The sequence below is a fragment of the Klebsiella sp. SWET4 genome, assembly GCF_024296565.1.
In the GTDB taxonomy this organism is placed as follows: Bacteria; Pseudomonadota; Gammaproteobacteria; order Enterobacterales; family Enterobacteriaceae; genus Klebsiella; species Klebsiella variicola.
Genome location: NZ_JANCOB010000016.1, coordinates 1 through 25,902, shown reverse-complemented (window position 1 = coordinate 25,902; position 25,902 = coordinate 1). Strand labels below are relative to the sequence as shown.

25 protein-coding genes and 1 tRNA gene are annotated in these 25,902 nt (G+C 55.6%); 10 read left to right on the top strand and 16 right to left on the bottom strand.

Annotated elements, in window-relative coordinates; translation table 11 throughout:
- Nucleotides 1–9 precede the first annotated feature (9 nt).
- From wzzE to trxA, 5 genes are all read right to left on the bottom strand, one after another.
- Nucleotides 10–1,056 carry an ECA polysaccharide chain length modulation protein gene (gene wzzE, locus NKJ21_RS24860; protein ID WP_002883296.1) on the bottom strand — a complete coding sequence of 349 codons (1,047 nt, stop codon included), beginning with the start codon at nucleotides 1,054–1,056 and terminating at the stop codon, nucleotides 10–12.
- A gap of 13 nt (nucleotides 1,057–1,069) precedes the next feature.
- The gene (gene wecA, locus NKJ21_RS24855; RefSeq protein ID WP_004886849.1) at nucleotides 1,070–2,173 is read right to left on the bottom strand and encodes a UDP-N-acetylglucosamine--undecaprenyl-phosphate N-acetylglucosaminephosphotransferase; all 1,104 of its coding nucleotides are present in this window, start codon (nucleotides 2,171–2,173) and stop codon (nucleotides 1,070–1,072) included.
- A 240-nt stretch (nucleotides 2,174–2,413) separates the two neighbouring features.
- A complete protein-coding gene (gene rho / locus NKJ21_RS24850; RefSeq protein WP_002883293.1) occupies nucleotides 2,414–3,673 on the bottom strand; it encodes a transcription termination factor Rho in 1,260 nt (419 codons plus the stop codon).
- A gap of 86 nt (nucleotides 3,674–3,759) precedes the next feature.
- Nucleotides 3,760–3,861: a rho operon leader peptide gene (locus NKJ21_RS27895; protein ID WP_049245627.1), complete on the bottom strand. Its 102-nt coding sequence runs from the start codon at nucleotides 3,859–3,861 to the stop codon at nucleotides 3,760–3,762.
- Between the two features lie 144 nt (nucleotides 3,862–4,005).
- The gene (gene trxA, locus NKJ21_RS24845; RefSeq protein ID WP_002883224.1) at nucleotides 4,006–4,335 is read right to left on the bottom strand and encodes a thioredoxin TrxA; all 330 of its coding nucleotides are present in this window, start codon (nucleotides 4,333–4,335) and stop codon (nucleotides 4,006–4,008) included.
- A gap of 341 nt (nucleotides 4,336–4,676) precedes the next feature.
- On the opposite strand from trxA, the gene rhlB reads away from it, so the two are divergent.
- From rhlB to NKJ21_RS24820, 5 genes are all read left to right on the top strand, one after another.
- Nucleotides 4,677–5,942: an ATP-dependent RNA helicase RhlB gene (gene rhlB, locus NKJ21_RS24840; RefSeq protein ID WP_008807968.1), complete on the top strand. Its 1,266-nt coding sequence runs from the start codon at nucleotides 4,677–4,679 to the stop codon at nucleotides 5,940–5,942.
- A gap of 118 nt (nucleotides 5,943–6,060) precedes the next feature.
- On the top strand, nucleotides 6,061–7,569 hold the full coding sequence (gene gppA / locus NKJ21_RS24835) for a guanosine-5'-triphosphate,3'-diphosphate diphosphatase (RefSeq protein WP_012969202.1): 1,509 nt from the start codon (nucleotides 6,061–6,063) through the stop codon (nucleotides 7,567–7,569).
- A 19-nt stretch (nucleotides 7,570–7,588) separates the two neighbouring features.
- A complete protein-coding gene (locus NKJ21_RS24830; RefSeq protein WP_239270732.1) occupies nucleotides 7,589–8,515 on the top strand; it encodes a LysR family transcriptional regulator in 927 nt (308 codons plus the stop codon).
- A gap of 130 nt (nucleotides 8,516–8,645) precedes the next feature.
- Entirely contained in the window at nucleotides 8,646–9,644 is a 999-nt protein-coding gene (locus NKJ21_RS24825; protein WP_012969204.1) for an amidohydrolase family protein, read from the top strand.
- 62 nt (nucleotides 9,645–9,706) lie between these two features.
- Nucleotides 9,707–10,429 (top strand): DUF554 domain-containing protein, encoded by a 723-nt coding sequence (locus tag NKJ21_RS24820; protein ID WP_032736961.1) that lies wholly within the window; start codon nucleotides 9,707–9,709, stop codon nucleotides 10,427–10,429.
- 4 nt (nucleotides 10,430–10,433) lie between these two features.
- Here the strand turns inward: NKJ21_RS24820 and rep are convergent, their stop codons facing one another.
- Nucleotides 10,434–12,455, bottom strand: coding sequence for a DNA helicase Rep (gene rep, locus NKJ21_RS24815; RefSeq protein ID WP_015368891.1), 2,022 nt, complete (start codon nucleotides 12,453–12,455; stop codon nucleotides 10,434–10,436).
- Between the two features lie 112 nt (nucleotides 12,456–12,567).
- Here rep and ppiC (NKJ21_RS24810) point away from each other — a divergent pair, with 112 nt between their 5' ends.
- Together ppiC (NKJ21_RS24810) and ppiC (NKJ21_RS24805) are read left to right on the top strand one after the other, a co-directional pair.
- Nucleotides 12,568–12,849: a peptidylprolyl isomerase PpiC gene (gene ppiC, locus NKJ21_RS24810; RefSeq protein ID WP_008807974.1), complete on the top strand. Its 282-nt coding sequence runs from the start codon at nucleotides 12,568–12,570 to the stop codon at nucleotides 12,847–12,849.
- 51 nt (nucleotides 12,850–12,900) lie between these two features.
- A complete protein-coding gene (ppiC, locus tag NKJ21_RS24805; protein ID WP_002883180.1) occupies nucleotides 12,901–13,182 on the top strand; it encodes a peptidylprolyl isomerase PpiC in 282 nt (93 codons plus the stop codon).
- Nucleotides 13,183–13,384: 202 nt separating this feature from the next.
- Here ppiC (NKJ21_RS24805) and ilvC read toward each other — a convergent pair whose 3' ends face one another.
- Entirely contained in the window at nucleotides 13,385–14,860 is a 1,476-nt protein-coding gene (gene ilvC, locus NKJ21_RS24800; protein WP_008807976.1) for a ketol-acid reductoisomerase, read from the bottom strand.
- Nucleotides 14,861–15,014: 154 nt separating this feature from the next.
- Between ilvC and ilvY the strand changes: the two genes are divergently transcribed.
- The gene (gene ilvY / locus NKJ21_RS24795; protein ID WP_012543253.1) at nucleotides 15,015–15,905 is read left to right on the top strand and encodes an HTH-type transcriptional activator IlvY; all 891 of its coding nucleotides are present in this window, start codon (nucleotides 15,015–15,017) and stop codon (nucleotides 15,903–15,905) included.
- Here ilvY and ilvA read toward each other — a convergent pair.
- The 7 genes from ilvA to ilvL all read right to left on the bottom strand — a co-directional run bounded on the left by ilvA (nucleotide 15,902) and on the right by ilvL (nucleotide 22,448).
- On the bottom strand, nucleotides 15,902–17,446 hold the full coding sequence (gene ilvA, locus NKJ21_RS24790; protein ID WP_008807978.1) for a threonine ammonia-lyase, biosynthetic: 1,545 nt from the start codon (nucleotides 17,444–17,446) through the stop codon (nucleotides 15,902–15,904). The two genes, ilvY and ilvA, sit on opposite strands and share 4 nt — an antisense overlap.
- Before the next feature lie 2 nt (nucleotides 17,447–17,448).
- Nucleotides 17,449–19,299, bottom strand: coding sequence for a dihydroxy-acid dehydratase (gene ilvD, locus NKJ21_RS24785; RefSeq protein ID WP_008807979.1), 1,851 nt, complete (start codon nucleotides 19,297–19,299; stop codon nucleotides 17,449–17,451).
- 60 nt (nucleotides 19,300–19,359) lie between these two features.
- Entirely contained in the window at nucleotides 19,360–20,289 is a 930-nt protein-coding gene (locus NKJ21_RS24780; RefSeq protein WP_008807980.1) for a branched-chain amino acid transaminase, read from the bottom strand.
- A 19-nt stretch (nucleotides 20,290–20,308) separates the two neighbouring features.
- Nucleotides 20,309–20,566 carry an acetolactate synthase 2 small subunit gene (gene ilvM / locus NKJ21_RS24775; RefSeq protein ID WP_055323049.1) on the bottom strand — a complete coding sequence of 86 codons (258 nt, stop codon included), beginning with the start codon at nucleotides 20,564–20,566 and terminating at the stop codon, nucleotides 20,309–20,311.
- Nucleotides 20,563–22,209, bottom strand: a complete 1,647-nt coding sequence (gene ilvG, locus NKJ21_RS24770) for an acetolactate synthase 2 catalytic subunit (RefSeq protein WP_008807982.1) — start codon at nucleotides 22,207–22,209, stop codon at nucleotides 20,563–20,565. Before ilvG ends, ilvM begins: the two co-directional genes overlap by 4 nt.
- Before the next feature lie 2 nt (nucleotides 22,210–22,211).
- Nucleotides 22,212–22,262, bottom strand: a complete 51-nt coding sequence (gene ilvX / locus NKJ21_RS27890) for a peptide IlvX (protein ID WP_175426296.1) — start codon at nucleotides 22,260–22,262, stop codon at nucleotides 22,212–22,214.
- A gap of 87 nt (nucleotides 22,263–22,349) precedes the next feature.
- Nucleotides 22,350–22,448 (bottom strand): ilv operon leader peptide, encoded by a 99-nt coding sequence (gene ilvL / locus NKJ21_RS24765; RefSeq protein ID WP_001311244.1) that lies wholly within the window; start codon nucleotides 22,446–22,448, stop codon nucleotides 22,350–22,352.
- 354 nt (nucleotides 22,449–22,802) lie between these two features.
- Between ilvL and NKJ21_RS24760 the strand changes: the two genes are divergently transcribed.
- Entirely contained in the window at nucleotides 22,803–24,323 is a 1,521-nt protein-coding gene (locus NKJ21_RS24760) for a YifB family Mg chelatase-like AAA ATPase (protein ID WP_254733269.1), read from the top strand.
- A 24-nt stretch (nucleotides 24,324–24,347) separates the two neighbouring features.
- Here the strand turns inward: NKJ21_RS24760 and NKJ21_RS24755 are convergent, their stop codons facing one another.
- Nucleotides 24,348–24,686, bottom strand: coding sequence for a DUF413 domain-containing protein (locus NKJ21_RS24755; RefSeq protein ID WP_004886877.1), 339 nt, complete (start codon nucleotides 24,684–24,686; stop codon nucleotides 24,348–24,350).
- 118 nt (nucleotides 24,687–24,804) lie between these two features.
- Here NKJ21_RS24755 and hdfR point away from each other — a divergent pair, with 118 nt between their 5' ends.
- Nucleotides 24,805–25,626: an HTH-type transcriptional regulator HdfR gene (gene hdfR / locus NKJ21_RS24750; protein WP_012543255.1), complete on the top strand. Its 822-nt coding sequence runs from the start codon at nucleotides 24,805–24,807 to the stop codon at nucleotides 25,624–25,626.
- A 101-nt stretch (nucleotides 25,627–25,727) separates the two neighbouring features.
- Here hdfR and NKJ21_RS24745 read toward each other — a convergent pair.
- Nucleotides 25,728–25,803, bottom strand: a tRNA-Trp gene (locus NKJ21_RS24745).
- Nucleotides 25,804–25,902: the final 99 nt, after the last annotated feature.

Sequence of the window (25,902 nt, the reverse complement as noted above, 5' to 3'; positions counted from 1 at the left end):
AGGCCGCAATCACAGGACACGACGACGTGATAACGCCACGCCTGCGCCGATGAGCGCACCCACAATCCCCCACATCACCATCAGAAATACACGGCGCGGGCTATCGCGTTTTACAGGTTCTTCCGGCGTCCGCAAATACCGGTAAGTCTGAAAACGCGGATCTAACGTTGGACCGACGTTCAACGTGCTCAGCATGGCGCGGTTCTGGTCGTAATCGAGGTCATATTCCGGCCCGACGGCCTGCAGGTTTTCCAGCCTGGCCTGCAGCATCGGCCTGCCCAATAAAAATAGCTCTGAATCCGGCAACTGATCGGCAGGAACATCCGTTTCGCTGCGTGAAATATTGTGCTGCTGGGCCACCTTCAGCGCCTGCTCCACGCTGTGCGTCCGACGGTTGAAGATGGCCTCGGCCACCTCTTCCTGGCGCTTCACCTGCGCTTTCATTTGCACGGTCCGCGCCGCCCAGGCGCCTTTGAGTTCGTCATTAAGATGGCCTGCCGCCCGCTGGCTGGCGAAAGCCACATACTGACGCAACAGATTATTGGCATCCTGCCCGGTCTCGGCGGTCAGTTTGACGCTGTCGTTAATGCTCTTGGCCGCATCGCCTGGCATAAACTGGATATTGTTAATCAGGTCATCCAGCATCGCCGCATCCGCGCGGGCATTACCCGACTGACGCTGCTTGTAGTAGTCCGTTTGTAGCCAGAAATCGCGCCGGGTATCCCAGGAGGCCAGCTGCATGATGAACTCTTTATACGCTTCATCCATGGCGGAAGGCTGATCGACCGAGGCAAGGTCGGCTTTAATGTCCAGATTGCGTAAGAACTGCTGCTGGGAATAGTACCCCCCCAACATATTGACAGTAGGCCGATCGGTGATCGCCGTGGCGCTCCACTCCTGGCGAGCAAAAAAGGTATATACCAGCACGATGGCGGCGAAGAGTACGGCGCCGCCGACTATCCAGCCTTTTCCTGCCCATAAAGCGCGAAACAGCCCGCGAATATCCAGCTCGTTCTCAACGTTCACTGCTTGTGCTCCCGGTAATGGTTGAGTCATCACATCCCCAGCTTTACTTGGTTAGTTTCGGATTATTGCCGCTGTGTCGCCGAATTCTGCGTCTGATGCGCTTAACCAGGCGCGCCACTTTCCAGGCGCGCTTAATACAGTAGCCATAAAGGAAGAAGGCTACCAAAAAGAGAATTAACATCACCCATTCCGGCACAATGCGGGTGTATTCCGCCGCGACGCCAACCAGCGCCAGCAGGGCGGCGGCCAGGGTAATCAGGACGAACGCCTGACGGGAAGTAAAGCCGGCGCGCATGATCAAATGATGAATATGCTGACGGTCCGGAGAGAAAGGACTCATGCCTTTGCGCAGGCGGCGATACATAATCGCCACCATGTCCATCAACGGGATAGCGATAATCCACAGCGCGGTAACCGGGCTAATGGGATGTGTTTTACCTTGCGTGGTTTCCAGCAGGATCCAGATAATGGTGAAGCCAATCATCGTGCTGCCGGCGTCACCCATAAAGACTTTATAGCGGCGGCCGAGGGCGCCAAGATTGAGAAGAATATAGGGCAGAATGGCGGCGATCATCGCGAAGCACCACATCGCCAGGCTGTACTGACCATCAAACCAGAGGATGATCCCAGTCGCCGCAAAGGAGACCGATGACAGACCGCCGAGCAGGCCGTCGATCCCGTCGACCATGTTAAACGCATTGATGGCGGCCCACACGGCAAACAGCGTCAGGAAGAAGCCGAAAGGCCCCAGCACCAGCTCCCACGAGCCAAAAATAAAGCCGAGACTACTCAGATGCAGATTCCCTGCCATCATCATAATCACGGCGATCGCAGCCTGTATGACTGCGCGAATTTTCACGCTGATATCGAAGCGATCGTCAAGCGCGCCAACCAGCACCAATACCCCCGCGCAGGCCAGATACAGCGAGGCGTGAGGAATATAATAATCGGCGATGGCGAAAGTAAAACAGATGCCTGCATAAACTGAGATACCACCGACCAACGGAATCAACCCCTGATGCCGTTTGCGATAGTTTGGTTTATCCACCAACCCGATCTTTTTTGCCACTTTCCGCGCGACAAAAATAAAGAGGGTCGTGAATAAGAAAATACTGATTAATTCAGTAATAGCAGTGAGTAAATTCACAACGCATGTGCTCTCAGCATAGTTAATCCGGGAAGTATAGCGATGATGCCCCAACTCCAGAAGGGGAAAAGCAGAACATTACAAATTTATTGTATAGATTTTAGTCTGTTAAAGCTGTCTCCGCCTGCTATCCGGCGCCATTATACGACAACTTTCGTCCCGCTTTCTCTGTCTCTGGATCATACAAACCCAAAAATGAAAACGCCACGCAAAGGCGTGGCGTTTTTGGCTTTTTTTACCTTACGAGCGCTTCATCATATCGAAGAAGTCATCATTCGTCTTGGTCATCGCCAGCTTGTTAATGAGGAATTCCATTGCATCGATCTCACCCATCGGATGAATAATTTTGCGCAGGATCCACATTTTCTGCAGCTCTTCCTGAGTGGTGAGCAGTTCTTCTTTACGGGTACCGGAACGGTTGTAATCGATAGCCGGGAAGACGCGTTTTTCGGCAATCTTACGAGAGAGGTGCAGCTCCATGTTACCGGTGCCTTTAAACTCTTCGTAGATCACTTCGTCCATTTTGGAGCCGGTGTCAATCAGCGCCGTGGCAATGATGGTCAGGCTGCCGCCCTCTTCGACGTTACGTGCCGCACCGAAGAAACGCTTCGGACGGTGCAGGGCGTTGGCGTCCACACCACCGGTCAGGACTTTACCAGAAGCCGGTACCACGGTGTTGTAGGCTCGCGCCAGACGAGTAATGGAGTCGAGCAGGATGATAACGTCTTTCTTGTGTTCAACCAGACGTTTTGCTTTCTCGATAACCATCTCGGCAACCTGCACGTGGCGGGATGCCGGCTCGTCAAAGGTGGAAGCAACCACTTCACCTTTCACCAGACGCTGCATCTCGGTCACTTCTTCCGGACGTTCGTCGATCAGCAGCACCATCAGCACGCAGTCCGGGTGGTTGTAAGCGATGCTCTGCGCGATGTTCTGCAGCAGCATCGTTTTACCGGCTTTCGGCGGCGCGACAATCAGACCACGCTGGCCGCGGCCAATCGGGGAGGCCAGATCCAGTACGCGAGCGGTTAAGTCTTCGGTAGAACCGTTACCACGTTCCATACGCAGGCGAGAATTCGCGTGCAGCGGCGTTAAGTTCTCGAAGAGGATCTTGTTACGCGCGTTTTCCGGCTTGTCGTAGTTAACTTCGTTAACTTTCAACAGTGCAAAGTAACGCTCACCCTCTTTCGGAGGACGAATCTTACCGGAAATGGTGTCACCAGTGCGAAGGTTGAAACGGCGGATTTGGCTGGGGGATACGTAGATGTCGTCAGGGCCGGCGAGGTAGGAGCTGTCTGCGGAGCGGAGGAATCCAAATCCATCCTGCAGTATCTCCAGTACGCCGTCGCCAAAGATATCTTCGCCACTCTTCGAATGCTGCTTGAGGATGGCAAAAATAATATCCTGCTTACGCATACGAGCCAGGTTTTCCAGCCCCATATTTTCGCCGAGAGTAATCAGCTCAGAAACCGGCGTATTCTTTAATTCGGTAAGATTCATAGTGGTGTGGGTTCTTAAACTCGGGGTAAATCTCGAACTTAATGTTGTGAATGGTATGGCAGGAACATCCATGCCTGTTAGCGGCTTCATCTCGTGTCTGTACGTTGCCTGGTCACAGGAAAGAACGCAGAACTGAAACGACAAGACGGAATGAGTGATAAGCCCGGAATTATTAGCCTCACGCGCATCGTCTGCGGGACGCTTTGGGTAAAACAAGATTCAAACAATAGGTATGTTTAAAACGAAGTCTGTGGATTAACTTAGCACGACTCCTGCCGGGCGTCCAGAGTTCCGCAAAAAATAGGAATCTGGACGCCGGACCAGCAATTCGCTTACGCCAGGTTGGCGTCGAGGAACTCTTTCAGCTGACCCTTGGACAGTGCGCCAACTTTAGTGGCCGCCACTTCGCCGTTTTTGAACAGCAGCAGGGTTGGGATACCGCGAATGCCGTATTTCGGCGCGGTGCCCGGGTTCTGGTCGATGTTCAGCTTAGCTACGGTCAGTTTGCCCTGATACTCTTCAGCGATCTCATCCAGAATCGGGGCGATCATTTTGCACGGACCACACCACTCTGCCCAGAAATCGACGAGGGTCAGCCCGTCAGCCTTGAGTACGTCCGTGTCAAAACTGTCGTCAGTCAGGTGAATAATTTTATCGCTCATATTTAACTCCACAGGAATAAGCCTGGTGTGTTGGTGTCGTAGCCATCAACGACGTGCTGCGGCTACGTTATGCACGCTATTCTTCAGGATACCTCAATTCTCTGGGCTGCCAACTGGCGCAATCCATCATGGACTCGCCTGTTGACGCCAGGGTGCCCGAACGCGAACTGCATGCTGCAGATTTATCGCTCCCGACTCGCTTAGTAGTCTAAGCTATCCTGGATTCGTTCAGTTACCGTAGACGTACCTTGAATAATTTCGTACACCGCCAACGAAAGGTTGACGTTATTTCACCGGATACGCTTTCTTAATGCAATAGTTAGCTGATATTCTACCACACTATGAGCAAAACACATTTAACAGAACAGAAGTTTTCCGACTTCGCCCTGCACCCGGCAGTCATTGAAGCCCTTGAAAAGAAAGGGTTTCATAATTGCACACCCATTCAGGCCCTCGCCCTTCCGCTGACGCTGGAAGGCCGCGATGTCGCCGGGCAGGCGCAAACCGGTACCGGTAAAACGATGGCGTTCCTGACGTCAACGTTTCATTATCTTCTCTCTCACCCGGCTATCGCCGATCGCCAGGTTAACCAACCGCGCGCGCTAATTATGGCACCAACGCGTGAACTGGCGGTACAGATCCACGCGGATGCTGAACCGCTGGCGCAGGCCACCGGTCTGAAGCTGGGTCTGGCTTACGGCGGCGACGGCTACGACAAGCAGCTGAAAGTGCTGGAAAGCGGTGTCGATATTCTGATCGGTACCACTGGTCGTCTGATCGATTACGCGAAACAGAACCACATTAACCTCGGCGCCATTCAGGTCGTCGTACTGGACGAAGCCGATCGCATGTACGATCTCGGCTTTATTAAAGATATCCGCTGGCTGTTCCGCCGCATGCCGCCGGCGACGCAGCGCCTGAACATGCTGTTCTCCGCGACTCTTTCTTATCGCGTTCGCGAACTGGCGTTCGAGCAGATGAACAACGCCGAATATGTCGAAGTGGAACCGGAACAGAAAACGGGCCACCGTATTAAAGAAGAGCTGTTCTACCCTTCCAACGAAGAAAAAATGCGCCTGCTGCAGACGCTGCTGGAAGAAGAGTGGCCCGATCGCGCCATCATCTTCGCCAACACCAAGCACCGTTGTGAAGATATCTGGGGTCATCTCGCCGCTGACGGCCATCGTGTAGGTCTGCTGACCGGCGACGTGGCGCAGAAAAAGCGTCTGCGTATTCTCGACGAATTTACTCGTGGCGATCTCGATATTCTGGTCGCAACTGACGTTGCTGCGCGCGGCTTACATATTCCGGCCGTGACCCACGTCTTTAACTACGATCTGCCGGACGACTGCGAAGATTACGTTCACCGCATCGGCCGCACCGGCCGCGCTGGCGCCAGCGGCAACTCTATCAGCCTCGCCTGCGAAGAGTACGCGCTGAACCTGCCGGCAATCGAAACCTATATTGGTCACTCGATCCCGGTCAGTAAGTACAACCCGGACGCGCTGATGACCGACCTGCCTAAGCCGCTGCGTCTGACCCGTGCGCGCCCAGGCAACGGCCCGCGCCGCAACGGTCCACCGCGCAATCGTCGTCGTTCAGGTTAAGAAATCTATGCCATACGCTCAATCATTCAGAATCAGCCAGGGCGACCTTCCTCTGGCAACCCGCTCAGTGATGTGGACCGGGCTTAAGCGCTCCGCCAACCAGGGAGCCTTCTGAACGATGAAGAGTATGAGCTCCACCTCGCTGTATGCCGCCATTGATTTGGGTTCCAATAGTTTCCATATGTTGGTGGTGCGCGAGGTGGCGGGCAGCATCCAGACGCTGAGCCGTATTAAGCGTAAGGTTCGTCTGGCCGCCGGTCTGAATAGCGACAACACGCTCTCCGCGGAAGCGATGGAGCGCGGCTGGCAGTGCTTACGCCTGTTTGCCGAACGCCTGCAGGATATTCCGCCGACGCAAATCCGCGTCGTGGCCACCGCCACGCTACGTCTTGCCGTCAATGCAGAGGAGTTTCTGGCGAAAGCGCAAGAGATCCTCGGCACGCCAGTGCAGGTGATCAGCGGCGAAGAAGAAGCGCGCCTGATTTACCAGGGTGTCGCCCACACCACCGGCGGCGCCGATCAGCGTCTGGTGGTCGATATCGGCGGCGCCAGCACCGAACTGGTGACCGGCACCGGCGCGCAAACGACCTCGCTGTTCAGTCTGTCGATGGGCTGTGTGACCTGGCTTGAACGCTATTTTGCCGACCGTAGCCTGACGAAAGAGAATTTCGATCTCGCCGAAGCGGCCGCGCGCGAGGTGTTATTACCCATCGCCGATGTGCTGCGCTATCACGGATGGAAAGTGTGCGTCGGCGCTTCCGGCACCGTTCAGGCGCTGCAGGAAATTATGATGGCGCAGGGGATGGATGAACGCATCACCCTCGCTAAACTCCAGCAGCTTAAACAGCGCGCCATCCAGTGCGGACGTCTGGAAGAGCTGGAGATCGAAGGCTTAACCCTTGAGCGGGCGCTGGTGTTCCCGAGCGGGCTGGCGATCCTGATCGCTATCTTCAGCGAACTGAATATTCAGTGTATGACCCTGGCAGGCGGCGCGTTACGCGAAGGTCTGGTATACGGCATGCTGCATCTCTCTGTCGAACAGGACATCCGCAGCCGCACCCTGCGCAATATTCAGCGCCGTTTTATGATCGACACCGAGCAGGCCCAACGCGTCGCCAGTCTGGCCAGCCATCTGCTCAGTCAGCTGGACGGCAGCTGGGAGCTGGACCCGCTGAGCCGCGATTTACTCCTCAGCGCCTGCTCGCTGCATGAAATTGGGCTGAGTGTGGATTTCAAGCGCGCGCCGCAGCACGCGGCTTATCTGGTCAATAACCTCGACCTGCCCGGCTTTACCCCGGCGCAGAAGAAGTTGATTGCCACGCTGCTCCTGAATCAGACCAACGCCATCGACCTGTCTTCGCTTCATCAGCAGAATGCGGTCCCGCCGCGAGTGGCCGAACATCTGTGTCGCCTGCTGCGACTGGCGATCCTGTTTGCCAGCCGGCGGCGCGACGATTTGTTGCCGGCGATTCAGTTGGCCGCTCACGACGACCAGTTAACGCTGACGCTGCCGGAGAACTGGCTGGCTGAACATCCGCTTGGCCGGGAAATGGTCGATCAGGAGTGTCAATGGCAAAGCTACGTCCACTGGACGCTACGGGTCACCAGCGGCGATACGCCAAGATAATATCCAGCCAGGAGGGCGGATGCGGGAAGAACTGGATTTCAAATCGCTACGCTTTTTCTCCGCGCTCTACCGGCTAGGCAATGTCTCCCCGGCGGCTGACGCGCTGAATATCAGCCAACCCACCGGCAGCCTTTTGCTGAAAAAACTACGGGATCATTTTGCTGACCCGTTGTTTGTCCGGGTGGGACAGCGGATGATGCCGACGCCGCGAGCGGACGCGATCGCCCCGACTGTATTTACCCTTCTCCAGCTTGCCGATAACGATTTAGCCGTCAAACCTGAATTTCTTCCCCAGCAGAGCCAGCGTAACTTCACGATCGGAATGACCGATATCAGTCAAATGACGCTGTTGCCTTTGCTGCAAATTGCGCTCCAGCAGCAGGCGGCGGACGAGATCACCTTTACGATACAGAATCTGGATGAGCAGACCCTCAACGCCCTCGAATCCGGGAAATGTGATCTCGCGATCGGCTACCTGACGCAGCTTCCGGATAGCGTCTACCAGCAGCATCTCTTCGATCAATCGTATGTCTGCCTGGCGGCGGAAAATCATCCACGTATTCGAACCCAGCTTCGTGCCGAAGACTGGCGGCAGGAAAAGCATCTGGCGATCCGCGTGGAGGGGACTGCCCACGGCGATATGGATAAGCGGCTTGATGAGCACAGTATGCCCCGGCGGATCGCGCTGACATTACCGAGCTTTTTAGGTACCGGCGAGCTGGTGGCCGAAAGCGATATGATTGCCGTCGTCCCGGAACAGGTAGCGCGGCATATCACCCGCCGCTATCCCTGCCGCAGCTGGCCGCTACCTTTTCCTCTCGCCAGGATCGCCATCCGTCAGGTCTGGCATCAGCGGCTGCACCGCGATCCCGGGCATATCTGGCTACGTTCGCTGATCGCCGCACTTGCCGATCCCGCTCAGCAGAGCGGATCTATTACGATCTAAACCGCGAAATATACCGCTGTATTAGTTTTACTGATAATCCCTATTACGTTTGGTTTATTGCTGGCAATACGAGAAAGCTTTTATTCTCATTGCATCGAGCCATACTGACAAATATCGCAAGGAATATATCATGCGCGGAAAAATCGCTTTAGAAGAACACGTCTCCACTCCTGAAAATAACCGTCTGTGGGATTCAACCGGTGAAGCCGGCCGTAACGGTACAGAATATATGAAAGACGTTGAACGTCGCCTGCTGGATCGCAGTATTCAGCTGGAAGAAATGGCGCAGCGTCATATTGACCACGTCATTCTTTCTCTAACTTCACCTGGCGCGCAATCTATTTTAGATAAAGCCAAAGCGGTCTCTTTTGCTCGTGATACTAACGATTTTATCGTCGAGAATTATGTGAAGCCAAATCCGGATAAATTTAGCGCTTTCGCCACCCTGGCCTTGCAAAACCCGGAAGCCGCGGCGGAAGAGCTGGAGCGCGCCGTGAAGAAACTAGGCATGAAAGGCGCGCTGATCAACGGCTATACCAACGTTAAAGATAGCGAGCATGGCCTGTATCTTGATGACGAATCGATGTTGGTCTTCTGGGATAAGGTCAACGAGCTGAACGTACCGGTGTACCTGCATCCTCGCGAACCGCTGGAAGGCCCGGCGCGCGGCATCTATACCGGTTACGAAAGCCTGATCGGCTCCGCGTGGGGCTTTGCGCAGGAAACGGCAGTGCATGCTATCCGTCTGATGATGAGTGGTTTGTTCGATCGTTATCCTAACCTCAATCTGGTACTGGGCCACCTCGGCGAAGGGCTGGTTCATATGCTGCCGCGTACTCAGCACCGCCTCTATCGTCAGCGTTTCGGCTGCGGTCTGGGTAAAGCGGAAAAACCGTTAATGCACTACCTGCAGAATAACTTCATTGTTACCACCAGCGGCCATTTTAATACCCATTCGCTGAATAATGCCATTGAAGTCATGGGCGCCGATCGTGTGATGTTCTCTGTCGATTATCCGTATGAAGATATTCATCAGGCTTGTGACTGGTTTGATCCGTTAGAACTTGAAGCGGGCCTGAAAGATAAAATTGCCTGGGGCAATGCCAGCCGTGTCTTTAACATTAAGTAATATTAAAGACAGACTTCAGGGCCTGAATATTCAGGCCCTGTTTTTATTAGGGAGAATAAATGATGGCAATAGGTATATTTGTCTGTAGCGGCTCGCTTCTCGTCGGTGCACTGGCCGGCGCCTCGCTGAATCGCTTTATTCCGGAACACTTCAAAAAGACCTTGCCGCTGATTGCCGGATTGATCTCCATCAGCATGGGTATCTTCTTTGTCAATAAATTGCATAATCTGCCGCCCATTGCCCTGGCCATTATTGTCGGCACGATTATCGGCGGCCTGCTGAATATTGAAAAATGGATTGAGCGGGCCGGGACAACGCTGCGCACGCCCATTGAGCGCATTTTCCCGGCGCAGGCCAGCGCCAGCGTGAGTGCGGAAGATTTTATGAATCAGTTTATCGCCGTGCTGATCCTCTTCTGCGCCAGCGGCACCGGCATTTTCGGTGCTTTAACCGAAGGGATGACCGGCGACCCGACCATTCTGCTGACCAAGTCGATACTCGACTTTTTCACTGCCGCGATTTTCGCCTCTACGCTGGGGTATATCATCACCGTGATCTTTATTCCCCAGCTGATTGTCTTCATTATCCTGTTTTTCGCGGCAACCTTTATCATGGCGCTGATCAATCCGGCGATGATCGCCGACTTCACCGCCTGCGGCGGCATCATTATGCTGGCGACTGGTTTTCGTCTGTGCGGGATCCGCGCCTTCCCCACCGCCAATATGCTGCCCTCACTGCTGCTGGTAATGCCCTTCTCCGCCGCCTGGCAGCAGTTTGTCGCCTGAGGCGTTAGCCTTTTTTCGCCTTCGCCAGCATCGCTTTAATATTCGCGACGTTGGCCTGGCCTTTATGCATACGTTCTTCCGCAGAGATGACTTTTCGCTCCTGCTCCCATATCAGATCGTCCTGCGGGAGCTCAAGCAGGAAACGGCTTGGCTCCGGGCGCACCAGCTCACCATACTGTCGACGCTCCTTACAGAGCGTAAAGGTCAGCTCTTTTTGCGCCCGGGTGATGCCGACGTAGGCTAACCGGCGCTCTTCATCGACGTTATCTTCATCGATGCTGCTTTGGTGCGGCAGCAATCCCTCTTCCATTCCCACCAGGTAAACATACGGGAACTCCAGCCCTTTTGAGGCATGGAGGGTCATCAGCTGCACCTGATCGAGCTCTTCATCCGATTCGCCGCGCTCCATCATGTCCCGCAGGGTAAAGCGGGTGACCACCTGCGTCAGGGTCATCGGCTCATCGATTTCGCTGCCTTCCAGCATCTCGGTCATCCAGGTGAACAGCTGGTTGACGTTTTTCATCCGCATTTCCGCGGCTTTCGGGCTCGGCGAGGTTTCATATAGCCAGGACTCATAATCAATCCCGCGAATTAAATCCCGCACGGCATTGACTGGTTCACGCTCGGCCAGCTGCTGAATTTCCCGCAGCCAGTGGGTGAAACGAGTGAGGGATTCATACCCGCGCCCGGTCAGCGTCTGGCTTAACCCCATGTCAAAGCTGGCGGTGAATAAGCCTTTATTGCGGCTCATCGCCCACTCACCCAGCTTTTGCAGCGTCGCCGGGCCGATCTCGCGTTTCGGCGTGTTGACGATACGCAGGAAGGCGCTATCGTCATCCGGGTTGGTCAGCACGCGCAGATAGGCCAGCAGGTCTTTAATTTCCGGACGCGAGAAGAACGACGTGCCGCCGGAGATTTTGTACGGGATGCGGTTCTGCATCAGCATCTTTTCAAAGACCCGCGACTGGTGGTTGCCGCGGTAAAGGATCGCGTAGTCTTTGTAGTTGGTTTTATTAATAAAGTGGTGGGCGATCAGTTCCCCGGCCACGCGCTCCGCTTCATGATCTTCATTGTTGGCGGAGAGTACTTTCAGCTCGGTACCGTAGCCAAGTTCTGAGAACAGCCGCTTTTCAAAGACGTGCGGGTTATTAGCGATCAAAATGTTAGCAGCTTTCAGAATACGCCCGGAGGAGCGGTAGTTCTGTTCAAGCTTGATCACCTGCAGCGCCGGGAAGTCCTGGCTGAGCAGCACCAGGTTCTGCGGCCGCGCGCCACGCCACGAGTAGATCGACTGGTCATCGTCCCCCACCACGGTAAAACGCGCGCGCTGCCCCACCAGTAATTTCACCAGTTCATACTGGCTGGTGTTGGTATCCTGATACTCATCCACCAGCAGGTAACGGATTTTGTTCTGCCAGCGTTCGCGCACCTCTTCATTACGCTGCAGCAGCAGCGTCGGCAACAGGATCAGATCGTCAAAATCGAGGACATTGCAGGCCTTCATGTGCGCATCGTACAGCCCATAGCAGTGGGCGAAAATGCGGTCCCGTTCGCCTTTCGCGCCAGCCGCCGCCTGCGCCGGGGTTTTCAGATCGTTTTTCCAGTTGGAGATCGTCGAGATCAGCTGCTGCAACACCACTTTGTCATCTTCGATCAACCCTTCGGTGAGCTCTTTCAGCAGCGCGACCTGGTCAGTATCATCGAACAAGGAAAAGTTAGACTTCATTCCCAGCGCGGCGTATTCACGTTTGATGATATCCAGGCCCAGGGTGTGGAAGGTGGAGATCATCAGCCCGCGCGCCTCTTTGCGCCCCAGCGTTTGCCCGACGCGCTCTTTCATTTCGCGCGCGGCCTTGTTGGTGAAGGTGACGGCCGCGATATGGCGCGCCTGATAGCCGCAGCCGCGGATCAGGTGGGCGATTTTATTCGTAATAACGCGGGTCTTACCGGAACCGGCGCCCGCCAGCACCAGGCACGGTCCGGTAACGAATTCGACGGCTTGTTGTTGGCCAGGGTTTAAACGCATGGGAATATTGCTCAATCTTCGAACGGGGTGTGGATTGTAGCAGAAAGCGAGGCCGAGATTTACCGGCTGATGGTAAAGTGTCAGCCACGCAATTCATCCTGAGGATCTGGTAATGGCAAAAAGCGCAGCGGCCCTGCATATTCTGGTTAAAGAAGAGAAACTGGCGCACGAGATCCTCGCCAAACTGGAACGGGGCATCAGCTTCGATCATCTGGCGAAGCGTTACTCAAAGTGTCCGTCCGGACGTCATGGCGGTGATTTAGGCGAATTCCCGCAGGGGACGATGGTCGGTCCGTTTGATCAAGCTGTCTTCAGCTGTCCGCTGCTCAAACCCTATGGCCCGGTGAAAACCAAATTTGGCTACCATATCATCAAGGTGCTGTATCGCCGGTAACGCGTGCTACTATGGCGCCCTGATTTATCCCAACTCAATCAAGGCGCAATCATGGCTAAAACCGCGGCAGCACTGCACATCCTGGTAAAAGAAGAGAAACTGGCGCTCGATCTGCTCGAGCAGCTCAAAAACGGCGCCGATTTCGGCAAGCTGGCAAAGAAACACTCCATTTGTCCGTCAGGCAAACGCGGCGGCGATCTGGGTGAGTTCCGCCAGGGCCAGATGGTACCGGCCTTCGATAAAGTGGTCTTCTCCTGCCCGGAACTGGAGCCAACCGGCCCGCTGCATACCCAGTTCGGCTACCACATCATCAAAGTGCTATACCGGAAATAATAAAAAACCCGGGGATCTTAATCTCCGGGTTTCTGCCTGATGGCGCTTCGCTTATCAGACCGACTAAACAAATCCATTCCTCTATGGATTTCGGCTTGCCGGAAGGCGGCAAGGAAGTACATCCCCAGGAACATAGATTACTATGTGACTGGGGTGTACGTACCGTAGCCAACGCATCGGCAAGTCGAAAGACGACGAGGAATTAGCCGGCTACCGCGATACGTTTCATATCAGTCATATAACCGCGCAGTTTCTTACCTACCTGCTCGATAGCGTGGCTGCGAATTGCTTCGTTCACATCGCGCAGCTGAGCGTTATCTACCGCGCCTTCAGCAATCGCTTTGCCCAGGTCGCCGGTCTGCAGGGTAGTCATAAACTCTTTCAGCAGCGGTACGCAAGCGTAAGAGAACAGGTAGTTACCGTACTCTGCAGTATCAGAGATAACCACGTTCATTTCATACAGACGCTTACGGGCGATAGTGTTCGCGATCAGCGGCAGCTCGTGCAGTGATTCATAGTAAGCGGACTCTTCGATGATGCCGGAATCAACCATGGTTTCGAACGCCAGCTCAACGCCCGCTTTCACCATCGCGATCATCAGCACGCCTTTATCGAAGTACTCCTGCTCGCCGATTTTGCCTTCATACTGCGGGGCGGTTTCGAACGCGGTTTTGCCGGTCTCTTCGCGCCAGGTCAGCAGTTTCTTATCATCGTTCGCCCAGTCTGCCATCATACCGGAGGAGAATTCGCCGGAGATGATGTCGTCCATGTGTTTCTGGAACAGCGGCGCCATGATCTCTTTCAGCTGTTCGGACAGCGCATAAGCGCGCAGTTTCGCCGGGTTAGAGAGGCGATCCATCATCAGGGTAATACCGCCCTGCTTCAGCGCTTCGGTGATGGTTTCCCAGCCGAACTGAATCAGTTTTTCCGCATACGCCGGATCGGTACCTTCCGCCACCAGCTTGTCGAAGCACAGCAGAGAACCCGCCTGCAGCATGCCGCAGAGGATGGTCTGCTCGCCCATCAGGTCAGATTTCACTTCCGCCACGAAGGAGGATTCCAGAACGCCCGCACGATGGCCGCCGGTCGCCGCTGCCCAGGCTTTGGCAATAGCCATGCCTTCGCCTTTCGGATCGTTTTCCGGGTGGACGGCGATAAGCGTCGGCACGCCGAAACCGCGTTTGTACTCTTCACGAACTTCGGTACCCGGGCACTTCGGCGCCACCATCACCACGGTGATGTCTTTGCGGATCTGCTCGCCCACTTCAACGATGTTGAAGCCGTGGGAGTAACCCAGCGCCGCGCCGTCTTTCATCAGCGGCTGTACGGAACGCACAACGTCAGAGTGCTGTTTGTCCGGCGTCAGGTTAACCACCAGGTCGGCCTGCGGGATCAGCTCTTCATAGGTACCGACTTTGAAGCCGTTTTCGGTCGCTTTACGCCAGGAAGCGCGCTTCTCGGCAATCGCTTCTTTACGCAACGCATAGGAGATATCCAGGCCGGAATCACGCATGTTCAGACCCTGGTTCAGGCCCTGCGCGCCACAGCCGACGATGACTACTTTTTTACCCTGAAGATAGCTTGCGCCATCGGCAAATTCATCGCGCCCCATAAAGCGGCATTTGCCCAGCTGTGCCAGCTGCTGGCGCAGATTCAGTGTGTTGAAGTAGTTAGCCATGGTGATACCTCGTGATGTTGTGTTGTCGTGCTTATTGTTCGGTTCGCTTTTGCGAGAATGAACTTACTATATGACAGGAATTTTATTGCGGAAATTGATATATTCACAACGTCACGTTGCAATTTATGAAATACAAAATCGGGGAGTACGCGCCGTGGATTTACGCGATCTGAAAACCTTTCTGCATCTGGCGGAAAGCCGCCATTTTGGCCGCAGCGCGCGGGCCATGCACGTCAGTCCTTCGACCCTTTCGCGGCAGATCCAACGCCTGGAAGAGGACCTCGGCCAGCCGCTGTTCGTGCGTGATAATCGCACGGTGACGCTCACCGAAGCCGGGGAAGAGTTACGCACCTTTGCCCAGCAGACCTTACTGCAGTATCAGCAGCTTCGCCACGCCATCGATCAGCAGGGACCGTCGCTCTCCGGCGAGCTGCATATCTTCTGCTCTGTCACCGCCGCTTATAGCCATCTGCCGCCGATCCTCGACCGCTTTCGCGCCGCGCATCCTTCGGTTGAGATAAAATTATCGACCGGCGATGCCGCTGACGCCATGGAGAAGGTCGTCACCGGCGAAGCCGACCTGGCGATTGCCGGTAAACCAGAGACCCTGCCGGGATCGGTGGCGTTTTCGATGCTGGAGAACCTCGCCGTGGTGTTAATTGCCCCGGCGCTTCCCTGCCCGGTGCGTAACCAGGTGACCGTCGAGCGTCCGGACTGGTCGACAGTGCCGTTTATCATGGCTGACCAGGGGCCGGTACGTCGGCGCATCGAGCTGTGGTTTCGACGCCATAAAATCAGCAACCCGTCGATCTATGCCACCGTCGGGGGACACGAAGCGATGGTGTCGATGGTCGCCCTCGGCTGCGGCGTGGCGCTGCTACCGGAGGTGGTACTGGAAAACAGCCCGGAACCGGTACGCAACCGGGTGATGATTCTGGAGCGCAGTGATGAGCAAACCCCGTTTGAGCTGGGCGTTTGCGCACAAAAAAAGCGGCTGCATGAGCCGCTTATTGATGCTTTCTGGAAAATCCTGCCTAACCACTAGCCCGCGAGGAAAAAGCGGAACGCCGGGTTATGCGTTTCATCGTGGCACTCATAGCCCAGTTCATTAAGGCGGGTTTCAAAGTCCGGCTCGTGCTCGCCCAGCTCAAAGGCCGCTAACACCCGACCATAGTCGGTGCCGTGGCTACGGTAGTGGAACAGCGAAATATTCCAGTGGGTGCCAAGGGTATGCAGGAACTTCAGCAGCGCCCCCGGCGATTCAGGGAACTCGAAGCTGAACAGCCGCTCCTGCAGCGCTTTGGACGGCCGGCCGCCGACCATATAGCGCACATGGAGCTTGGCCATTTCGTCATCGGAAAGGTCAACGACGCTGTAGCCGCCATCGTTCAGTAACTGGAGGATCTCTTTCCGCTCCTCCAGCCCGCGACTCAGGCGTACCCCGACAAAAATGCAGGCGTCTTTAGCATCAGCAAAGCGGTAGTTGAACTCCGTCACCGAGCGCCCGCCCAGCAGCTGGCAAAACTTCAGAAAGCTGCCCTTCTCTTCCGGGATCGTCACCGCCAGCAGCGCTTCGCGCTGTTCCCCGAGCTCGCAGCGCTCAGACACGTAGCGCAGGCCGTGGAAGTTAACGTTGGCCCCGGACAGAATATGAGCCAGTCGCTCGCCGCGAATATTGTGCTGGGCGACATATTTCTTCATCCCCGCCAACGCCAGCGCGCCGGAAGGCTCCGCCACCGCCCGCACATCTTCGAACAGATCTTTCATCGCCGCGCAAATAGCGTCGCTGTCGACAGTGATGATGTCGTCCAGATACTCCTGGCACAAACGGAAGGTTTCATCGCCGATGCGCTTCACCGCCACGCCTTCAGCAAACAAACCGACGCGCGGCAGATCCACCGGATGGCCGGCATCCAGCGCCGCTTTCAGACATGCCGAGTCTTCCGCTTCTACCGCTATCACTTTAATCTGCGGCATCAGCTGCTTGATCAGCACCGCCACGCCCGCCGCCAGACCGCCGCCGCCCACCGGGACGAATACACGGTCGATGTGGGCATCCTGCTGCAGCAGCTCCAGCGCCAAGGTTCCCTGACCCGCGATCACCATCGGGTGATCGAATGGCGGCACCCAGGTAAACCCCTGCTGCTGCGCCAGTTCAATCGCCCGAGCTTTCGCTTCGTCAAAGTTGGCGCCATGCAGCAGCACTTCGCCACCAAAACCGCGAACGGCATCGACTTTGATATCGGCGGTCGCTACCGGCATCACGATCAGCGCCTTAACCCCAAGCCGGGAGGCTGAGAAAGCCACTCCCTGCGCATGGTTGCCTGCCGACGCCGTGATCACCCCATTCGATTTCTGTTCCGCCGTCAGGCTGGACATCATCGCGTAGGCGCCGCGCAGCTTAAAGCTGTGTACCGGCTGGCGATCTTCGCGTTTGACCAGAATAACGTTATCCAGCCGCGAAGAGAGCTTCTCCATTTTTTGCAGCGGCGTTTTCTGCACCGCTTCATAAACTGGCGCGCGCAGCACTGCTCTCAGGTATTCGGCGCCCTCAGGGGCACCGGACAGGGGTTGTGAGTCCGCCATAATTAGCCACCCAGTTTTGATTTATCGCGCACCGCGCCCTTGTCGGCGCTGGTCGCGAGGCTGGCATAAGCGCGCAGTGCAAAGGAGACCTGGCGCTCGCGGTCTTTCGGCGTCCACGCCTTATCGCCACGCGCTTCCTGCGCTTCGCGACGGGCGGCGATTTCGGCATCGCTGAGCTGCAGCTGAATACCGCGGTTCGGAATATCGATAGCAATCATGTCGCCATCTTCGATGATCGCGATGTTGCCGCCGCTCGCCGCTTCCGGCGATACGTGGCCGATGGAAAGCCCGGAGGTGCCGCCGGAGAAACGGCCATCGGTGATCAGCGCGCACGCTTTGCCAAGACCCATGGACTTCAGGAAGGTGGTCGGATAGAGCATTTCCTGCATCCCCGGCCCGCCTTTCGGCCCTTCATAGCGAATAACCACGACGTCGCCTTCCACGACTTTGCCGCCGAGGATGGCATCAACCGCTTCGTCCTGGCTTTCATAAACTTTCGCCGGGCCGGTAAATTTCAGGATGCTATCGTCCACACCGGCGGTTTTAACAATACAGCCGTTTTCAGCAAAGTTACCGTACAGGACCGCCAGGCCACCGTCTTTACTGTAGGCATGTTCCAGAGAACGGATACATCCCTCGGCGCGATCGTCATCCAGCGTATCCCAGCGGCAATCCTGCGAGAATGCCTGAGTGGTACGGATCCCGGCCGGGCCGGCGCGGAACATTTTTTTCACCGCGTCGTCCTGGGTCACCATCACATCGTACTGTTCCAGGGTCTGCGGCAGCGTCAGGCCAAGGACGTTTTTAACATCGCGGTTGAGTAACCCCGCGCGATCCAGCTCGCCGAGGATACCCAGCACGCCACCGGCGCGGTGCACGTCTTCCATATGGTATTTTTGCGTACTCGGCGCCACCTTACACAGCTGCGGCACTTTGCGGGACAGCTTGTCGATATCACTCATGGTGAAGTCGATTTCGGCTTCCTGCGCCGCCGCCAGCAGGTGCAATACGGTATTGGTTGAGCCGCCCATTGCGATATCGAGAGTCATGGCGTTTTCAAATGCCGCCTTGCTGGCGATATTGCGCGGCAGCGCGGAAGCGTCGTCCTGCTCGTAGTAGCGTTTGGTCAGCTCCACGATACGTTTACCGGCGTTCAGGAACAGCTCCTTACGATCGGCGTGGGTCGCCAGCAGCGAGCCGTTACCCGGCTGTGACAGACCCAGCGCTTCGGTCAGGCAGTTCATGGAGTTCGCGGTGAACATCCCGGAACAGGAGCCGCAGGTCGGACAAGCGGAACGTTCCACCTGGTTACTCTGTTCGTCGGACACTTTCGGATCCGCCCCCTGGATCATCGCATCCACCAGGTCGAGCTTGATGATTTTATCTGACAGCTTGGTCTTCCCGGCTTCCATTGGGCCACCGGAAACAAAGATCACCGGAATGTTCAGGCGCAGAGAGGCCATCAGCATCCCCGGAGTGATTTTGTCGCAGTTGGAGATACAGACCATGGCATCAGCACAGTGGGCGTTAACCATGTACTCGACCGAGTCAGCGATCAGCTCGCGGGATGGCAGTGAATAGAGCATACCCCCGTGGCCCATGGCGATCCCATCATCCACCGCGATGGTGTTAAATTCTTTGGCGACACCGCCTGCCGCTTCAATCTGCTCAGCAACCAGTTTACCGAGATCGCGCAGGTGCACGTGCCCGGGGACAAACTGGGTAAAGGAGTTGACGACGGCGATAATCGGTTTGCCGAAATCGGCATCGGTCATTCCGGTTGCGCGCCACAACGCGCGGGCGCCCGCCATGTTGCGGCCATGTGTGGTGGTGGCGGAACGGTACTTAGGCATGCTCTTTTTACTCCCATCTCTGTTTATTAAATGGGACGGTGCGTGCCGTCCCATTTTTAATTACTTACTTACCGGATCCAACCAGCCCCATTTATCTTCTGTTTCACCGGTGAAGAGGCCAAAGAAGGCTTCCTGAATGCGTTTGGTCACCGGCCCGCGGCGACCTGCGCCGACCTGGATGCCGTCAACGCTGCGTACCGGGGTGATTTCTGCCGCGGTGCCGGACATGAACACTTCATCCGCGAGGTACAGCGATTCACGGGACAGCACCTGCTCGCGCACTTCGATGCCAAGATCTTTCGCCAGTTTGATGATCGCGTCGCGGGTAATGCCCGGCAGCGCGGAAGAGGTGAACGGCGGAGTAAACAGCACGCCATCTTTTACCTCAAACAGGTTTTCGCCTGCACCTTCGGAGATATAACCGTTAACATCCAGCGCGATACCTTCCTGATAACCGTGACGACGCGCTTCGCTGCCGACCAGCAGAGAGGAGAGATAGTTGCCGCCCGCTTTCGCCGCGGTTGGGATGGTGTTCGGCGCCGCGCGGTTCCAGGAAGAAACCATCGCATCGATCCCCTGCTCCAGCGCTTCTGCGCCGAGGTAGGCGCCCCACGGGAACGCCGCGATGATAACGTCGGTTTTGTAACCGTCCGGCGGGTTAACGCCCATGCCAACATCGCCAACAAACACCAGCGGACGAATATAAGCGCTGGTCAGTTTATTGGTACGGATAACTTCGCGGCAGGCTTCCATCAGCTCATCAACGCTCTGCGAGACCGGGAAACGATAAATTTTGGCTGAGTCATGCAGACGCTGCATATGTTCGCGATGACGGAACACCACCGGGCCTTTGTGCGAGTCGTAGCAGCGGATGCCTTCGAATACCGAAGTACCGTAGTGCAACGCATGGGACATGACGTGCACTTTCGCCTCGCCCCATGGGGTCATCTCGCCATTGAACCAAATGTAATCAGCTTTCTTCGTCGTCATTTTTTTTATTCCTCTGCGCTCAGGCGCGGATTTGTTGTGATGTGGGTTGCTGGATCTCGACGCAGGCAACGTCGACCAGTTTACTTAATTGGCTAAACAGTAATTCGACGGGCCGCGGGCTGGCAACGGTCAATTCGATATTTATATTTTGCGCATCTGGCGCGGTTTCCATATTCATTGCGCAGATTTGAAAACCACGGTGGCGGACAACGCGCAGCACGCGCTCTAAGGTTTCCGGATTGAAACGCGCCTGCAAAGCGACCTGATGTTGCTTCATGATAATTTCTCCAGCATTTCTGCATTACTGGCGCCGGGTGGCACCAACGGCCAGACATTCTCAAGTTCGTCAATTGAGACATGAAGCAGGTATGGCCCCTGGCTCGAAAGCATGGTGTCGAGTGCCGCTTCAACCTGGTCTTTACGGGTGATGTGTTGGCCAGGAATACCGAAGGCGCTGGCCAGCGTGAGGAAATCAGGGTTATCAGTCAGAGTGGTTTCGCTATAACGTTCCTGGAAAAACAGCTGCTGCCATTGTCGAACCATCCCTAACCGCTGGTTGTCGAGTAACACGATCTTTAACGGTAATTGTTTGCGCTTGACGGTGCCCAGCTCCTGCACGTTCATCATGAAGGAACCGTCACCGGAGATACAGATCACCGTATCGTCCGGGCGCGCCACCTGGGCACCAACGGCGGCTGGCAGGCCAAAGCCCATCGTGCCTAAGCCGCTGGAGGTGATAAAGTTTTCCGGGCGGGTATAGGTCATATGTTGAGCCGACCACATCTGGTGCTGGCCAACGTCGGTTGTCACGACGCTGTCCGCCGGCTTACGATCGGAAAGCTGCTTCAGCAGCAGCGGCGCGTAGATCGCCTCGCCGGGATGATCGTAACGCCAGGCGTGCTCGGTACGCAGTGCGGCATTATGCTCGCGCCAGGCATCGATAGCTAACGGCTGCTGCAGCGCCGGCAGCAAGCGGTTCAGATCGCCGGTCAGACCGATGTGCGCCTGACGCAGCTTGTTCAGCTCCGCCGGATCGATGTCCATGTGGATCACTTTGGCATGCGGAGCGAAGGTATTGAGCTTACCGGTCACACGATCGTCAAAGCGCGCGCCGACAGCGATCAGCAGATCGCACTCCTGTACCGCCAGGTTGGCCGCCTTAGTGCCGTGCATGCCCAGCATACCGAGATAATACGGATAATCTGCGGCCACCACGCCCAGCCCTTTCAGCGTGCAGGTTGCCGGCATTCGGGTTACCGCCAGGAATTCACGCAAAGCCGGTACCGCCTGCGCCATACCCACCCCGCCGCCAACATACAGCATCGGCTTCTGTGACTGAGCCAGCATCTGCAGAGCCTGAGCAACCTCCGCCTGCGGGAACGCCATCTCATCGTCGACGGTAGAGAAATGAGGATCAAGCTCGCCCTGGGCCATCTGAATATCCTTAGGGATATCAACCAGCACCGGGCCCGGACGGCCTGAGTTTGCCACCTGGAAAGCTTCAGCGATAACCCGCGGCAGCTCATCCAGAGACTGCACGAGGAAACTGTGCTTAGTACAGGCCAGTGACAAACCAAGAACGTCTACTTCCTGGAACGCATCCGTGCCGATGAAGGGAGCGGCCACCTGGCCGGTGATAGCGACAATGGGAATGGAATCAAGCAGGGCGTCCGCCAGGCCAGTGATCAGGTTGGTCGCGCCCGGGCCGGACGTCGCTATGCACACCCCGGTTTTCCCGGTTGCTCGCGCATAGCCAATAGCCGCCATGGCTGCCCCTTGCTCATGCCGACACAGCAGGTGCTCCACGCCGCCGTCATACAGTGCATCGTAAACCGGCATAATTGCGCCACCCGGATAGCCAAAAACTGTGTCGACTCCCTGTGTCCGCAAAGCATGTACCACCCACTGCGCGCCATTCATAGTTAGTTCCCCGTCATAAATCGGGAGAAACAGAATTTTATGCTAAAAGTCATCATCTGCTCCTCGCTTAGGTTATTTCAGTTATAAAAAAACCCCCGGACCTTTCGGTGCGGGGGTCTTAGTTCGTTAAGGCTTGATTCTTAAGCCTTTCCTCGTCCAAGTGCAGCCCCGCACGGTGGGATAATAATCACCACCACGCTAATCACGACCAGGCTAATCACTCGTAGAAGGGCTGTCATTTTCTGTACTTTCTGGCTTCTTGTTCGAAGGAATACCTAAAGAGGTACCACAGACATCACATAAAACACAAGATTTTTTTATATCCTGGTTTCTGAGCAGCCTAACAGTTTCAGGAAAAATAATTGTTTTATATGAAGAAAATCAGAAATGAAAAAAATTCAGTTTTCTTTCACGCTGTACGCTCAGCGCCCATCTCTGTTTCGGATGCACCACCTTTTTCGATCACGCTTCCATTTTCGGCTAAATGTAACGAGATGGCGTGAAAATAATGGATTTATGCTTCTAATTTCGTGTTATTGCCGCTGCCGTTTCACGGCTGGCTCGTCATAATCCTTCTCTGTCCAGGAGGTTTTATGTCGCTCGCCATCGTTTACACACGCGCGGCGCTCGGTATCGAAGCGCCATTGATTACTATCGAGGTTCATCTCAGCAGCGGTCTGCCTGGCTTGACCATGGTCGGGCTACCGGAGACCACCGTGAAAGAGGCCCGCGACCGGGTACGCAGCGCCTTGATCAACAGCGGCTACGCTTTCCCTGCGAAGAAAATAACCATTAACCTGGCACCCGCGGATCTGCCCAAAGAGGGCGGGCGATATGACCTTCCCATCGCTCTCGCGCTTCTCGTCGCCTCAGAGCAGCTCAACACTACCCGATTGAATCAATATGAGTTTGTGGGCGAACTCGCCCTTACAGGCGGCTTACGCGGCGTTCCAGGGGCGATCCCCAGCGCAATGGAAGCCATCAAAGCCGGCCGGCGCATTGTCGTCTCCTCTGACAATGCGGCTGAGGTGGGTCTGATCGGCGGCAGCGATTGCCTGGTCGCCGACCATCTGCAACAGGTGTGCGCGTTTCTCGCAGGGCAAGCATCGCTCTCGCCGCCTCTCGCCGACGTGCCCGCCGTTGATGAACGCTGTGAAGATCTACGTGATGTTATCGGCCAACAACAAGGCAAGCGAGCGCTGGAGATTGTGGCGGCCGGTGGCCACAACCTGCTGCTGATTGGCCCGCCCGGTACCGGCAAAACAATGCTTGCCTGCCGGCTCCCCGGCCTTTTGCCGCCATTAAGCAACCAGGAAGCGCTGGAGAGCACGGCCATTCAAAGTCTGGTCAACCTCCAGGCTGCGAAGACCCGGTGGCGTCAGAGGCCGTTTCGCGCCCCTCACCATAGCGCCTCGCTGGCAGCGATGGTGGGCGGTGGCTCAATACCTGCCCCAGGCGAGATTTCACTGGCCCATAATGGCGTCCTATTTCTTGATGAGCTACCGGAGTTTGAGCGGCGGGTGCTGGATGCGCTACGTGAGCCCATTGAGTCAGGCAAGATCCACATATCGCGATCGCGCGCCAAGATTGACTATCCGGCGCGTTTTCAGCTTATCGCGGCAATGAACCCAAGCCCTACCGGGCATTATCAGGGCAAACATAATCGCGCGTCGCCTGAGCAGACATTGCGCTACCTTGGGCGCCTGTCCGGCCCTTTTCTCGACCGCTTCGATCTTTCTTTAGAGATCCCGCTCCCGCCGCCGGGGATACTGAGCCAGGGCACGCAGGGCGAAGAATCGAGTGCGACGGTCCGTCAGCGTGTGCTGGCGGCACGTGAACGTCAAATGCTCAGGCAAAATAAGCTGAATGCGCATCTTGAGAATCGTGAAATGAAGAGCTGCTGTCACTTGCGCCAGGAGGATGCGCTTTGGCTGGAACAGACGTTAACGCAGTTGGGGCTTTCTATACGGGCCTGGCAGCGTCTGTTAAAGGTGGCAAGAACCATTGCCGATCTGGCAGAAGCTGAAGAGATTGAACGCCGCCATTTGCAGGAGGCGCTCAGCTATCGGGCAATAGACCGGATGCTAAACCATCTGCAGAAAATGATGGCGTAAAAAAAGGGCTTACGCCCTTTTTTCTTAGTCATCGCTTTCGGTGTAATCGTCAGCGCCTTCCATCTGCGGTTTGCCGCCGGAAAGAGTATGGAAACGCTTCGGCCGCTTAATGCGTGCCATATACTTAATCCATACGCGTTCTGCTTCCGTTACCGGCTCACGTTCACCACGGCACACCGAGACAAATTGTTTTTCATCATCGGTAACAGGTTCGCGTTTACCCAGTTCCAGTTCGTTAAAGGCATAACCATGACGTTCCAGCAGTTGCGCCTCTTTGATGGTGAAATCACCATGACGGGAGAACCCGCGTGGATAATTTTTATTGTCGAAAAAACGATTAGTCGTCGTAAAGCTTTCCGCCATCCTACACGCTCCTGATTCTTTGGCCGAGCTATTTATGGCGCGGAGTATTAGTTACGCTTGACAGAGCGTCAAACAAAACATTTAAATCATGACGACAAATAATTTTGTGGAGAACGGTGTGGATACGGAATTGCTCAAGACTTTCCTGGAAGTGAGCAGAACTCGTCACTTTGGGCGGGCAGCAGAGGCACTTTACCTGACGCAGTCAGCGGTCAGCTTTCGTATTCGTCAGCTGGAGAATCAACTTGGCGTGAACCTGTTCACCCGCCATCGTAATAACATTCGTCTGACGACCGCCGGAGAAAAGCTACTGCCCTACGCCGAAACGTTGATGAACACCTGGCAGGCCGCGCGCAAGGAGGTCGCTCACTCTTCGCGACATAACGAATTCTCCATCGGGGCCAGCGCGTCGCTGTGGGAATGTCTACTGAACGGCTGGCTGGGGACTCTCTACAAAGATCCCTATAACCTGCAATTCGAGGCGCGGATCGCCCAACGTCAGTCATTAGTTAAACAGTTGCATGAACGCCAGCTCGATCTCCTGATCACAACTGAATCACCGAAGATGGATGAATTAAGCTGCCAGTTGCTGGGTAATTTCACCCTGGCGCTCTATTGTGCCGCCCCAGGGAAAAATAAGAATGATTTGAACTACCTGCGTCTGGAATGGGGGCCGGATTTCCAGCAAAACGAAGTGGGGCTGATTGGTAGCGATGATGTGCCACTGTTAACGACGAGCTCCGCAGAACTGGCTTATCAGCAACTCAGTACCTTGAATGGCTGTACCTGGTTACCCGTCAGTTGGGCGCAGCAGAAAAGTGGTCTGCATACGGTGACCGATAGCGTAACGCTCTCACGTCCTCTGTATGCCATTTGGCTACAAAATAGTGATAAACAAGCGCATATTCGCGAGATCCTGAAAAGCAGCATACTGGAATAAAGATCTGACTCCATGGATGGAGTGCTCAGAAAGCAAGGAAGAGAGAGGAATGGAAAAATTACAAGCAAAAAAAATCCTTTGCCTAAGCAAAGGATTATATATGGCAGGGGCGGAGAGACTCGAACTCGCGACACCCGGTTTTGGAGACCGGTGCTCTACCAACTGAGCTACGCCCCTAAATCTTTCTCGCTATTAAGCCCGCTAATATAGCAGGCTTAATTTTAATAAGTGGCGGAACGGACGGGACTCGAACCCGCGACCCCCTGCGTGACAGGC